Here is a 13075-nt window from a genome sequence, read left to right on the forward strand (position 1 = left end):
CCGCGCCACGGGAGGAAGGTGGATTGTATGCGGCCCCTCCGCCACGGAAGGGTTCGCAGCGTCAGGCCCTCAGGCCGCCTGCCGTTGCGCGGCGCCGCTGCGCCATTGCTGCAGCAAGCGATCCCATTCGGGTCGAACCGCCGCCAGGTTGCGTGCCTTGACATGGCCATACCCGCGGATCTTGTCGGGCAGGGCAGCGATCTCGACCGCCAGCGCGTGATTGCCGGGGTTAAGCCCGGCGACCAGTTCCTCGACCGTCCGCCGGTATTCGTCGATCAGCGCGCGTTCCGCCCGGCGCTCCTCGGTCCGGCCAAACACGTCCAGCGCCGTACCCCGCAGCCCGCGCAGGCGCGCAAGCAGCTTGAACAGGTAGTAGGTCGAGGGGCCGAACTTGCGCTTGACCAGTTCGCCCTTGTCGTTGTGCTTCGCGATGAGCGGCGGCGCGAGGTGGTAGTGAATCTTGAAATCGCCTTCGAACTGCGCGGCGACCTTCTCGCGGAATCCGGAGTCGGCGTGCAGGCGGGCCACTTCGTATTCGTCCTTGTAGGCCATCAGCCGGAACAGCGATTTGGCGACCGTCTCGGTCAGGGTCGTCTTGCCTAGCGGCAGCTCGGCGACCCGGACCCGCTCGACCATGTCCTTGTAGCGCTCGGCGTACGCAGCGTTCTGGTAGTCCGTGAGGAACTCCACCCGGCGCGCGACGATGCTGTCCACGGTTTCCCGCTTCTTGAACTCGATCACTTGTGCACCCGTGCCCAGCAAGGCCGCGACGGCTGCCGGGTCCTGCGCGGCGCGGCGGCCCCACTCGAAGGCGGCCTTGTTGTTGTCGACGGCCACCGCATTGAGCTCGATCGCGCGCATCAGCGACTCGCGCGCCAGGGGCACCCAGCCCTTTTGCCAGGCAAAACCCAGCATCAGGGGGTTGGTGTAGATGCTGTCGCCCATCACCTTGGCGGCGAGACCGTCGGCGTTGAAGGTCGCCAGGTTCTCGAAACCCACGGCCTTGCCGATCTCCACCGCGCAGGCGTCGGAAGGGTTTTCCCAGGCGGGGTTCTTGACGAAGGCCGCGGTCGGCGTGCTGTGCGCATTGAGCGCCACGCGCGTGCGGCCGGGCCGCATGCGCAGCACGGTTTCCGCGCCGCCGGCGACGATCGGGTCGCAGCCAACGATCAGGTCGGCGCCCGCCATGCTCACGCGCGTCGTGCGGATCGCTTCCTGCGTGTCGGCGATCAGGACGTGGCTCCAGGTGGCTCCGCCCTTCTGGGCCAGGCCAGCGGCGTCCTGCGTGACGATGCCCTTGCCCTCGATGTGCGCAGCCATCCCGAGCAGCTGGCCGATGGTGATSACSCCGGTGCCGCCGACGCCGGCGACGACGATGCCGTAGGCCTCGGCGGTCGCGGGCAAACGGGGCTCGGGCATCTCCGGCCCGTCGTACGGGGAGGGCCCGGCTTCCTTCTTCGTCTTGCCTTTCAGTTGCCCGCCCTCGACCGTCACGAAGCTCGGGCAAAACCCCTTCAGGCAACTGGTGTCCTTGTTGCAGGTGCTCTGGTTGATGGTGCGCTTGCGCCCGAATTCGGTCTCCAGCGGCTCCACGGACAGGCAGTTGGATTTCACGCTGCAGTCGCCGCAGCCCTCGCACACCAGGTCGTTGATCATGACGCGCAGCGCCGGGTCCACCATCGTGCCGCGCTTGCGGCGGCGGCGCTTTTCGGTGGCGCAGGTCTGGTCGTACAGGAGGGCCGTGACGCCGGGAATATCGCGCAACTCGCGCTGGACGCGATCGAGTTCGTCGCGGTGGTGAACGGTCGCGCCAGCGGGCAGCTTGGCGCCTTCGTACTTTTCGGGCTCGTCCGTCACCACGACGATCTTCACGACCCCCTCGGCATCCAGGCTCTGCGCGATCTGCAGCGGCGTATGGCCTTCGGGCCGCTCGCCCACGGGCTGGCCGCCGGTCATGGCAACGGCGTCGTTGTAGAGGATCTTGTAGGTGATGTTCACGCCCGCAGCGATTGCCTGGCGGATCGCGAGCAGGCCGCTGTGGAAGTAGGTGCCGTCGCCCAGGTTGGCGAAGATGTGCTTGTCGGTGGTGAAAGGCTGCTGGCCCACCCACGGTACGCCCTCGCCGCCCATCTGCGTGAAGCCGATGGTGGAGCGGTCCATCCAGGTCGCCATGAAATGGCAGCCGATGCCGGCCATCGCGCGCGAACCCTCGGGCACGACGGTGGACGTGTTGTGCGGGCAGCCGGAGCAGAACCAGGGCATGCGGTCGCCCTTGACCTCCACCACCTGCATCGCCTTTTCCTTGGCTTGCAGGATGGCGAGTTGGGCATCGATGCGCGCCTGCACGTCGGCATCCAGGCCCAGCTTGCGCAGCCGCCGCGCGATCGCCCGGGCGATCAGCGCCGGCGACAGGTCTGCATTGGCCCGCAGCAGCGTATGCGCCGTCGGGTTGGGCATGGACCACTCGCCGCCCGAGTATTCGCCCTCGCCTTCATCGAATTTGCCCAGGACGTTGGGCCGCACGTCCGGACGCCAGTTGTACAGCTCTTCCTTCAGCTGGTATTCGATGACCTGGCGCTTCTCCTCGACGACGAGGATCTCGCGCAGCCCCTGCGCGAACTCGCGGGTGCCCTGCGCTTCCAGCGGCCACACCACGCCCACCTTGTGCAGGCGGATGCCCAGGCGGCGGCAGGTTGCGTCGTCGAGCCCCAGGTCCAGCAAGGCCTGGCGCGTGTCGTTGAAGGCCTTGCCGCTGGCGATGATGCCGAAGCGGTCGTTCGGCGATTCGATGACGTTGTAGTTGAGGCGGTTGGCCCGGATGTACGCGAGCGCCGCGTACCACTTGAAGTCGAACAGGCGCGCTTCCTGCTCGAGCGCCGCGTCCGGCCAGCGAATGTGCAGGCCGCCCGGCGGCATCTGGAAATCGGTGGGGATGCGGACCTGCACGCGCTCCGGATCGATCGCTGCCGTGGCGCTGGATTCGACGATCTCCTGGATCGTCTTCATCCCCGCCCAGACACCGGAGAAGCGGCTCATGGCAAAGGCATGAACGCCCAGGTCCAGGATCTCCTGCACCGTGGCCGGGAAGAACACCGGCAGGCCGCAGGCCTTGAAGATGTGGTCGCTCTGGTGGGCGGCCGTGGAACTCTTTGCGACGTGGTCATCGCCGGCCACGGCGATCACGCCACCCCAGGGCGTGGTGCCCGCCATGTTGGCGTGCTTGAAGACGTCCGAGCAGCGGTCGACGCCCGGGCCCTTGCCGTACCAGATGCCGAACACGCCATCGAACTTGTTGGTGCCGGGCGGGGCGAAGCCCAGTTGCTGCGTGCCCCACAGCGCGGTGGCCGCGAGCTCCTCGTTCACGCCCGGCTGGAACACGATGTTCTGGGCTTCCAGGTACTTGCGGGCTTTCCACAGCGCCTGGTCGTAGCCGCCCAGTGGCGAACCGCGGTAGCCGCTGATGAAGCCGGCCGTGTTCTTGCCGGCCAGCGCATCGCGCTGCCGCTGCAGCATCGGCAGCTTGACCAGAGCCTGGATGCCGCTCATGAAGGCACGCCCGACGTCGAGCGAGTACTTGTCATCCAGCGTCACCGTTTCCAGCGCCTTGCGGATGTGTTCGGGCAGCGGTGCGTTCATCGTGCGTTGTCTCCGGCTACGCCTATGGTGACTGCACAGTGTATGTGCGGCAAGCGGATAAGTTTTTGCTTTCTTTGCCCTTGCAGGGGTAGGATGAGAAAGGATCTTTCGCAAATCGGCAGTTTATGGAAACGCTTGACAGGTACGACATCCAAATCCTTACCGAGCTGCAGGCGGATGCGCGGCTGACGAACGCCGAGCTGTCGCAACGCGTGGGCCTGTCGGCGGCGCCGTGCTGGCGCCGCGTGCGCGCCCTGGAGGAGGCCGGTTTCATCAAGGGCTACCACGCGGAGATCGACCGCCACAAGATCGGCCTGGGCGTGCTGGCCTTCGTGCGGCTCGATGCCGACCGCAACACCGGCGAGCGCACGCGCGAGATGGAAGAAGCGATCCGGCAGATCCCCGAGATCGTGTCCTGCCACTACATCAGCGGCGCCGGCACCTTCGAACTGCAGGTGGTCTCGCGCGACCTGGACACCTTCTCCCAGTTCGCGCGCAAGGTGCTGATCAACCTGCCGAACGTGAAAGACATCCACACCAGTTTCTCGCTGGGCGAGGTGAAGGCCAGTTTCAGCTGGCCGCTGGCGCACCTGAAGGGCTGAGCGTTCAGCGCGGCCACAGCACCCACAGCGCCAGCGGCTGCTTCAGCCGCCCCGCGATGTCGCCGGCCTCGGGGCCCCACCCGACGAAGTAGTCGGCGCGCACGGCTCCCACGATCGCATTGCCGGTGTCCTGTGCGAACACCAGCCGGTTCAGCGCCAGCACCGGTCCCGGTGTCGAGAGCCACACCGGCGTGCCGTAGGGGATGCTGTCCTTGTCGACCGCGATCGATCGCCCCGGGGTCAGCGGCACGCCCTGCGCCCCCCGCGGGCCGAAAGAAGCATCGAGGTCCGACAGGGGTTCCTCGCGGAAGAACACCACGCGGGGATTGGTCCACAGCATCTCCTGCAAGCGCTGCGGATTGGCGCGGGCCCAGGCCTTGATGCCGGGCCACGACGCATCGCGCACGGCCCCTTGCTGCAGCAGCCAGCCGCCCACGCTGCGATACGGCTGCTCGTTGCTGCCGGCGTAGGCCACGCGCACGAAGCTCACGCGGCCGTCCGGTTCGGTGATGCGCAGGCGGCCGGACCCCTGGATCTGCAGTGACAGCGCGTCCAGCGGATCGGCGAGGTACGCGATCTCGCGTCCGCGCAATGCGGCCCGCGCTTGCGGGAGGGAGTCGATCTCCTGCCGCGTGTACCAGGGTCGGCGCGTGGCGAGGTCCGCCGGCGGACGGTACAGCGGGATCTGTTGGGTGGCCGTGGGAACCCGCGCTGCTTCGAGCATGGGCTCGTAATAGCCGGTCAGCAGGGATTCCGGACCCGGCTGCAGCGGCTCGACGCGGAAGGGCTGCAGCCGCTGCATGATCCACGCGCGCTGCTCCTCGGCCGATCCGATGGACAGCCGCCGCACCTCCGGGCACAGCACGGCCTGACCCGGCTGCGGCTTCTCGCAGCTGCGGATCCAGGCATTCCACGCCTCGTGCAGCGCGTCACCCGCGAAGCCCGGCAGATCGGACCAGCGCACCGGCACCCAGCGGGCCTTGCCGCGCGTGAAAGCGGGCAGCAACGGCGCCGCATCCGCGGGCCCGGCGGCGGGCGGCGGCGCCGGGCGTGAAGGCGCGGCAGGCTCGGGCGGCAGCGGCACGGAGCCGCAGGCCGCCAGCATTCCTACAATGGCGGCGAAGGTCAGGACCCGATACATGCTGCTGATTCTGCTGGAAGCGCTGGGCGCGATGTTGCTGCTGGTGCTCATCGTGTGGTGGACGATGTTCTCGGGGCGCAAGGGCGGCGAGCCGCCGCGGGACGAGCCGCCCGGGGACGGCCCGCGCTAGACGTCGCGCAGCAGGTTCGCCAGTTCCACGGCCGACTTCACTTCCATCTTGTCGAACACGCGCGCGCGGTGCACCTCCACCGTGCGCACGCTGATGGCGAGCTGGTCGGCGATCAATTTGTTGGGCAGGCCCTTGGCCACCAGCCGCATGACGTCGCGTTCGCGATCGGTCAGCTCGGCCAGCCGGCTTTCCAGCGCTCCCTTTTCCCGCTGCGCCGCCAGCACCTCGGCCGAGTGCCGCAGCGCGTCCTCGATGCGGTCCACCAGCGCGTTGTCGGAGAACGGTTTCTCGCCGAAATCGAAGGCGCCGCGCTTGACCATGTCCACCGCCGTCGGCACGTCGGCGTGCCCGGTCAGGAAGATCACGGGCATCAGCTTGGCCAGGCCACGCTCCAGGATCTTCTCGAACAGCGCGAGGCCGCTCATGCCCGGCATGCGCACGTCGAGCAGCAGGCAGCAAGGCTGGGACGGCCGGAAGCCACCGGCGAGCATGGCCTCGAACTCCTCGGCACTGGCAAAGGTGGAAGACAACAGCCTGCGCGAGCGCAGCAGCCACGCGAGGGCATCGCGGACGCCGGCGTCGTCGTCGACGATGAACACGGTGGCATCGGTGGCGGGTTGCATGGTCAGGCGGATTGCGCAGGCAGCGTGAACCGGAAGATCGTACCCTGCGGCTGGATGGGTTCGAACAGGAGCTGTCCCCCGTGCTGTTCGACGACGGTGCGGCACAGGCTCAGGCCGAGGCCCATGCCTTCGGCCTTGGTCGTGAAGAAGGGCGTGAACAGTTGCTGCTTCACCTCCTCGGGGATGCCGGGGCCGCAGTCGGAGACCGAGAACTCGACCCAGCGCTTGCCGGCTTCCGTCGCGGGCGTGGCCCGCGCCTGCACCACCAGCGCCGGCAGCGGCACGTGGGCCTCGTCCATCGCCTGCATCGCGTTGCGCGCGAGATTGAGCAGCACCTGCTCGACCATGGTGCGGTCGCAGAGCACCTGGGGCAATCCGGCCGGCACGCGGACTTCCATGCGCACGCCCAGCTTGCGGGCCTGCAGGTTCATGAGGGGCAGGACCGCATCGACCAGCACCTCCGGCGCGATCGCCTCGCGCGCCTGGTCGCGTCGCCGCACGAAGTCGTGCACGCTCTTGATGACCCGCCCGGCGCGGTCCGCCTGCTCGGCGATGCGCTTCATCGCCATCTCCAGCTCGCTGGGTGGCGCCGCCGAATGCTGCAGCAGGTTGATCGATCCGTTGGCATAGCTGGCAATGGCGGCCAGCGGCTGGTTCAGCTCGTGGCTCAGCAGCGAGGCCATCTCGCCCACGGTGGCCAGGCGAGCGGTCGCCTGCAGCCGTTCCTGGCTGGCGCGGGAGAGTTCTTCCACCCGACGCTGCTCGCTGATGTCCAGCACCGCGCTCATCCAGCCGGTCTGCAGGCCCTGCGCGTTGATCAGCGGCGCCTCGATGATGAGCACCGGGAAGCGCATGCCGTCCTTGCGCATGAACACCGATTCGAAGCCTTCGCGCGGCGGCCGGCTGCCGCCGGTCAGGCGCACCGCCTGGCGCTTGCCATATTCCTCCGCCAGCTCGGGCGGCCAGTACGGCGCGGGCGCTCCCTTGCCCAGGAGTTCCTCGGGCGTGAATCCCACCATCTGGCAGAAGGCGGGGTTGACATAGGTGGTGCGCCCCTGCAGGTCGCGCGCGCGCAGGCCGGTGACCAGCGAGTCCTCCATCGCCTTGCGGAACGCCAGCGCATCCGCCAGGTCCTGTTCCACCCGCAGGCGACGGCGGGTGTCGTGTCCCAGCATGAACAGCACCGTGACGAGCGCGATCGACATCACGGTGACCAGCGCGGTCAGCACGTTGGGGAACAGGTCCGGTTCCGAGCGGCGCCAGCTGTCCATGCGCAGCACCATGGTGTTGCCGGGCAGGTCCAGCAGCTGCTGCGCGGAGAACACGCGGATCCCGCGGCGCGCGAGGCCATGCATCGCCAGGCGGGTGCCGTCGGCCTCGGTGAAGGAGATTTCCTGGCTGCGCCCCATCTGCGGGCCGATCTGCGTGGCCAGCAGGTCCGTCAACGAATAGGTGGCGACCACGAAACCGGTGAGCCGGCCCACGTCCACCTGCGGCAGGCAGAGCTCCATCAGCTCCAGGCCCAGTCCATCCGCCTGCGGAACGAAATGGCTGCGCGCATAGGCGTGGCTGCTCAGTCGCCGCGCGGAAGCGCAGGCCTGCTGCACTTCCGGCAGCGAATTGGCGCGGCCGAAGCGGGAGAACACCGGCGAACGGAACGGCGTGTCGGCTTCGGCGAGCAACTCGAGGTTGGGACCGCGCCATTCGATGCGCACCCATTCGCGGTGGCCGCGCAGCAAGGCGCCCGCCTGCGCCTGCCATGCGTCGTGAGAGGCCCGGCCGGATTGCAGGGCCTGCAGCTCCTGCACGTTGCGGGTCAGCGCCGAACGCATGTCGCTCAGCGCGTCGGCCACGTCGCGTTCCACGTTGGCCTGCGCCACGCTCGCCTCGTAGCGCGCGGCCAGGTAGACCAGCGTGACCAGCAGCGCGACCACGAGTACGCCGAGCAGCATCCACAGCGACCAGCGCCGCCAGCTCGAAAGCCGGCGAATGCCGCCCGGCAATGGCACGCCCAGCGCGCTCACAGCACCCGGTGTTCCAGTGCGGGCAGCTGCGCGCGCACCTGGGTCAGCCGGGCCGCGTCGATGTCAGCGAGCACCAGGCCGGCGCCTTCTTCGGCACGCACGGCCAGCACGCTGCCCCAGGGATCGACCACCATCGAATGGCCCCAGGTGCGCCGGCCGTTGTCGTGCCGGCCGCCCTGCGCCGGCGCGCAGACGTAGGCCAGGTTCTCCACTGCGCGGGCCCGCAGCAGCAATTCCCAGTGCGCTTCACCGGTAACGTAGGTGAAGGCGCTGGGCACCAGCAGCAGGTCCGCGCCGAGCGCGCGATACAGCTCGGGGAAGCGCAGGTCGTAGCAGACCGACAGGCCGATGCGCCACGCATGGCCGTCGCGCGAAGGCAGCGCGAAGCACTGCGGCGCGCTGCCGCGCTCGATCACGCGCGACTCGTCGTACTGCTCGCGGCCGTTGTCGAACCTGAAGAGGTGGATCTTGTCGTAGCGCGCCGCGCATTCGCCCTGCGGCGAATACGCCAGGCTGGTGTTGCGCACGTGCTGGTCGCTGTCCGCCACCAGCGGCAGCGTCCCGCCGACGATCCACAGTCCCAGCTCGCGTGCCTGCCCCGCAAGGAAGGACTGGACTTCCCCGCTGCCGAACGCCTCGCGCGCGGCCAGCTTGTCGCGGTCCCGCTGCCCCATCAGGCAGAAGTACTCCGGCAACACCGCCAGCTCGGCCCCCGCCGCCTGTGCCTGCCCGAGCAGGGCGCGCGCGCTTTCGAGGTTGGCGGCCACGCTGGCGCCCGAGACGGTCTGGATCGCGGCAATCTTCATCGCAGGCCTCCTTGGTCAGCGCGTGGCGGGATCGGCAGGCGCCCCGCTGGCGCCGGTCTCCGGCCCGCGGCCCACGCGGGTCACGCGCGGATCGGCCCAGGTTCCGTCGACCCGGAACTCCTGGGTCGCCGCCTTCATGAGTGGTTCGCGCAGGAACAGCTGCGCCAGGAAGGTCCCCAGGCCGATCGCGGGGTTGATCGCCGTGGCCACCAGCGAGGCCGTGCCGGCGTTGATCTCCGGTACGACCAGCACCTTCAGGTTCTGCGTTTCGCGCGCGATGTCCGCCTTGCCCTCCATCAGCACGGCGGCGTTGACGCCCTTCATCTGCAGGTTGTTGGTGGCGGCGATGCCCTGCTCGATCAGGATGTCCCCGCGCACGAAGTCGAAGGCGAAACCCTCGCTGAACACGTCCCGGAAGTCCAGCGACAGCCGGCGGGGCAGCGATTGCAGGCTCAGCACGCCCAGCAGCTTGGCCAGGCCGGGATCCGCCTTGAGGAACTGGCCGGCTTCCACGTTCACGTGGAAGTTGCCGCTCATGCTCGGATAGTCGAACGCCAGCGGCGAGCCCATCCAGGCCACGCTTCCCTCCATCTGGCCGCGCCCCCGCCGCACCACGTCCTTCATCCCGAAGCGATTGAGCAGCTGGCCGGCGTCGCCGATGTCCAGCTGGAACTTCATCGACGTGCGCCGCCGCTCCGGCGGCGCGGCGGTGGGACGGGCGCCCCCGCTGCTCGCCGGCTGCGCACCCAGCGCTGCCCAATTGCCGGAGGCCGTGAAGCTCGCCTCTGGCAACGTGAGGCTCAGCTTGTTCAGGCGCCACTCGCGGATGCCGCCTTCGCGCGCGACCGTTCCGGGACCGCGGTTGATGGCCTCGATCTCCAGCCGCCCGAGCTTGCGGCCCTTGAGTTCGAAATCGTCGACCACCACGTCCAGCGCGGGAATGTTCCCCGGCTGCTGATCCAGCAGGTTCTCCACGTTGGAGGCGGCGGACGCCGCGATGGTCAGGCGGGCGAGCCGGGCATGGAAGCGCCCGGCGCCGTTGTTCTGCGGCTGCCGGTATTCGATGTAGCCATTGAGTTCGTCTGCACTCACGTTGCCCCGCCACACGCGCCCCTCGCGCGAGCCGCCCACGACCACGTTGTGCAAGGTGTGGCCTTCGGCGCTGAGGTCTTTCGCGCGCACGGCCAGCAGCGTCGGCAGGTAGCCCATTCCGTTGCCATTGCCATTGCCATTGCCGTTGCTTTCGGCGCGCGGCGCCGGGGTCCCGCCGGGCGCCGCGGTCTCGGTGCCCGACACGCGGGCCAGCGCGTCTTCCCATGCGTCCACGTTCAGGCTGCCCAGCTGCACGTTCGCCATCACGCCTTCCACCGGCATCGTCACGCTTTCCCCGGGTGCGAGGCCGATGGCGACAGTGCCGCGCACCACCTGCGGCACCGTTCCGCCGAGGTCGCGCACATAGCTCACGCTGCCGAGCCGTCCCAGCTCCACCGCCAGCACTTCCTGCAGTCGCGCCCCGGGCGCCAGCGACTCGCGGGTCAGTGCGGTTTCGTAGCGCAGCGGCAGCGCGGTCTCCGCCGGCTTGTTCAGCGGCGCCGGCAGGTTCACGCCGAGTCCCTGCAGATTGCTCGTGATCAGGACTTCGGGCGTGCCGCGGCGGAAGGCCAGCGCCAGGGCGTAGCCGGTGCTGCCGGTGAAATCACGCGCCAGCCGAGCGACGAAACCCAGTTCGTGCGCCTGCCTCAAACCCTCGGCGGTGACGACTCCCTGGGCGCGCAGCAGCACGGAGGCCGGCTCGCCTGCCGCCCCCGGCCGGGTGCCGCCGTCCATGCGCACGTCGCCACCCAGCGCCCGCGCCTGCACGTTGGCCAGCTGGAAGCCGCGCTCGGAGAAATTCACCGCGCCGCGCGCCCGGGTCAGCAGCGGGCTGTCCGGGGTGACCTGCACGTCGTTGCCGGCGAACGTGACGCTGCCCTGCACCTGGGAGCGCGCGAAATCGTGCACCGGCAGCACCAGCCGCAAGTCCAGGTCGGTGTTGCCCGAAGCGGTGGCGCGAGCGAGCGCGTCATTCGTCATGGCCGCCAGCGGCGAAGTGTTCACCACGGCCAGCGCATCGGAAAGGGGCCCCTTGATGTTGCCCTTGACGCGCACTTCGTTCACCCGGAATTCCGCGATGTCGGCATCGGCCTGCACCAGCAGGCGCGGGTGTCCCTGGACCTTGCCCGAGACGCCCTTGATGCGCATGCCGTTGCCCTGGAACACCAGCTCGGCCGACAGTTCGGACAGCGCCGGCCAGGCGAGCCCATTGGCCTGCAGGCTGCGTGGCACATAGGCATAGGTCACCCCGCGGACCTGGGCGGTGACCAGGAACTCGCCTCCCTTGTTTTCAGGGAAGGGGAACTGGCGCAGGTCGCCCCGGACGCGGAACTTCGCGCTGCTGGCGGTGCCGGCCTGCACCGCCTCGTGCACATACTCGCGCGCTTTCTTGGGCACGCCTTGCGGGAGGTAGCGCCAGACGCGCGTGCCGTCGGCGCGGCTCAGGCTGGCGCGCAGGTCCAGGGTGCCGGGAAAGCGCGCGGGGCCGCTGGTGTGCCAGCTGCCCTCCGCTTCGCCCTGCGCGTCGGCGTTGCGAAAGCGCAGGCGGTCCAGGTTGACGTTGACCTGGCCGTCGTTCGACTGCCAGCGCAAATCGCCTTCCAGCATGTCGAAGGACAGCACCGGCTCCTCGAACACCCCGGGGGTCTCCAGCGCACCCTGCTCCAGCGCCAGGTGCGCCTTGCCACCGGCCTGCGTGAAATCGAAATCCACCGAGGCACCGCGCACGCCCGGCGTTCCCGCCTTGCCCTCCGGATCCGGGCGGGCGGCCAGCTCGACCCTGCTGGCGCGGCCCCGCGCCTCGTATTTCTGCAGCGCATCCAGCGGCCCTTCCCAGCGCGCCTGCACCCGTTCGACCAGGCCACGCGGTGCATAGGCCTGCAAGGCGCCGTGCGCCGCCGTACCCAGCGGCAGCCGGGTGGCGATCTGGCTCAAGGCGCCGAGGTCCAGCCGGTCCGCGACCAGTTCCCCGCGCTCCGCGGTCTGGGCCTGGGCGGCCGTCCAGGTCACCGCCACGTTGCCGCCGGGCCAGCGCTGGCCGTCCTGGGTCAGGAATTGCAGGTCCTGGGTGTGGAATTCGAAACCCTCCGCGTTGCGGCTGCCGCCCACCCGCCCGGAAACGGATTGCAGGGTCAGCGGCTGCAACTCGGGCGACAGCGTGGCCGTCACGTTGGTCAGCACGACGTCCGCGGTGCCGCCCACCAGCTGCCCCTTGTCGATGTCGGCCCACGCGCGCATGCGGCCCTGGCCCTGCGCCAGGTCGATGCCGAGGTTCGCGTGCCGGCGCAGATGCGACAGGTCCACGGCGGCAAAGTCCGCGTGCAGTTCGCCGGTCCACTGCCGCCAGTCCCCCGGCTTGATGGTCAGCAGCGGCTGGCGGAACACCCCCTGGAGGCTGAAGCGCTGGCCCCATTCGGCGGGCGGGGTGGCGTCCAGCCGCAGGAGATGGCGGCGGGAGCCGTTGCGGACGACGAAGTCCACCTGGCTGAGCATCAGGGGCGGCGCGCCGCGCTGCTCGTCGGTCCACTGGATCCAGCCGTTGCGGATGACGAATTCGGGTTGGCTGAAGAACCAGTCGGCGCCATCGCCGCCAGTATCGGTGGCACGGGAGAAGTCCAGGCCGGCGACGAACACCCGGCCATCGGCGGCGCGCCGGATGTCCAGCCGCGGCTGGTCGATGTACAACTGCTCGAAACCGAAATTCCACAGCGAGCGCGGCGACAGCGAACCGATCACCATCGGCAGACGCAACGCCTCGCGCCCCTGCGGATCCAGCAGGACGACGTCCTTGAGGGTGAAGGAGGGGATCAGGCCTTCGCTGCGGGCGGTGATCTCGCCGATGCGCACCGGTACCCCCAGGACCCGGCTGGCGCGCAATTCCACTGCGGGGCGCAGGTCACCGATTCGCGGCACAATGAATAAGTGGAGCGCGCCCCACGCCAGCGCGAGCAGCGAGGACGCGGCCAGCAGCAGCCACAGGGACCACTTGGCCGCTGCGGCAAACAACCTCAGCATGCGTGA

General features: G+C 69.2%; 8 protein-coding genes. 2 read left to right on the forward strand and 6 right to left on the reverse strand.

Features of this window, described 5'->3' with window-relative positions; all coding sequences use genetic code 11:
• Positions 1-69: 69 nt before the first annotated feature.
• Complete coding sequence (locus AC1DSA_RS03655; RefSeq protein ID WP_477886161.1) at positions 70-3636, reverse strand: indolepyruvate ferredoxin oxidoreductase family protein; 3567 nt, start codon at positions 3634-3636, stop codon at positions 70-72.
• A gap of 125 nt (positions 3637-3761) precedes the next feature.
• Between AC1DSA_RS03655 and AC1DSA_RS03660 the strand changes: the two genes are divergently transcribed.
• Positions 3762-4238 (forward strand): Lrp/AsnC family transcriptional regulator, encoded by a 477-nt coding sequence (locus AC1DSA_RS03660; RefSeq protein WP_477886163.1) that lies wholly within the window; start codon positions 3762-3764, stop codon positions 4236-4238.
• Positions 4239-4242: 4 nt separating this feature from the next.
• Here AC1DSA_RS03660 and mltA read toward each other — a convergent pair whose 3' ends face one another.
• Positions 4243-5430, reverse strand: coding sequence for a murein transglycosylase A (gene mltA / locus AC1DSA_RS03665; protein ID WP_477886165.1), 1188 nt, complete (start codon positions 5428-5430; stop codon positions 4243-4245).
• Between mltA and AC1DSA_RS03670 the strand changes: the two genes are divergently transcribed.
• A complete protein-coding gene (locus AC1DSA_RS03670) occupies positions 5378-5509 on the forward strand; it encodes a hypothetical protein (RefSeq protein WP_477886167.1) in 132 nt (43 codons plus the stop codon). The two genes, mltA and AC1DSA_RS03670, sit on opposite strands and share 53 nt — an antisense overlap.
• Here the strand turns inward: AC1DSA_RS03670 and AC1DSA_RS03675 are convergent.
• The 4 genes from AC1DSA_RS03675 to AC1DSA_RS03690 form a co-directional block, all read right to left on the reverse strand.
• Entirely contained in the window at positions 5506-6132 is a 627-nt protein-coding gene (locus AC1DSA_RS03675; RefSeq protein WP_477886169.1) for a response regulator transcription factor, read from the reverse strand. The genes AC1DSA_RS03670 and AC1DSA_RS03675 overlap by 4 nt on opposite strands.
• 2 nt (positions 6133-6134) lie before the next feature.
• Complete coding sequence (locus AC1DSA_RS03680; RefSeq protein ID WP_477886741.1) at positions 6135-8084, reverse strand: two-component system sensor histidine kinase NtrB; 1950 nt, start codon at positions 8082-8084, stop codon at positions 6135-6137.
• Between the two features lie 68 nt (positions 8085-8152).
• Positions 8153-8962, reverse strand: coding sequence for a carbon-nitrogen hydrolase family protein (locus AC1DSA_RS03685; RefSeq protein WP_477886171.1), 810 nt, complete (start codon positions 8960-8962; stop codon positions 8153-8155).
• Positions 8963-8977: 15 nt separating this feature from the next.
• Positions 8978-13069 carry a YhdP family protein gene (locus tag AC1DSA_RS03690; RefSeq protein WP_477886173.1) on the reverse strand — a complete coding sequence of 1364 codons (4092 nt, stop codon included), beginning with the start codon at positions 13067-13069 and terminating at the stop codon, positions 8978-8980.
• Between the last annotated feature and the right edge of the window lie 6 nt (positions 13070-13075).

Source organism: Ramlibacter sp. P4_H7 (assembly GCF_056400765.1).

What these genes read in the sequence shown, in the direction of transcription:
- AC1DSA_RS03660 (WP_477886163.1), top strand. Translation starts at nt 3,762, where the DNA reads ATGGAAACGCTTGACAGGTACGACATCCAAATCCTTACCGAGCTGCAG.
- AC1DSA_RS03670 (WP_477886167.1), top strand. Translation starts at nt 5,378, where the DNA reads ATGCTGCTGATTCTGCTGGAAGCGCTGGGCGCGATGTTGCTGCTGGTG.
- mltA (WP_477886165.1), bottom strand. Translation starts at nt 5,430, where the DNA reads ATGAGCACCAGCAGCAACATCGCGCCCAGCGCTTCCAGCAGAATCAGC.
- AC1DSA_RS03675 (WP_477886169.1), bottom strand. Translation starts at nt 6,132, where the DNA reads ATGCAACCCGCCACCGATGCCACCGTGTTCATCGTCGACGACGACGCC.
- AC1DSA_RS03680 (WP_477886741.1), bottom strand. Translation starts at nt 8,084, where the DNA reads ATGCTGCTCGGCGTACTCGTGGTCGCGCTGCTGGTCACGCTGGTCTAC.
- AC1DSA_RS03685 (WP_477886171.1), bottom strand. Translation starts at nt 8,962, where the DNA reads ATGAAGATTGCCGCGATCCAGACCGTCTCGGGCGCCAGCGTGGCCGCC.
- AC1DSA_RS03690 (WP_477886173.1), bottom strand. Translation starts at nt 13,069, where the DNA reads ATGCTGAGGTTGTTTGCCGCAGCGGCCAAGTGGTCCCTGTGGCTGCTG.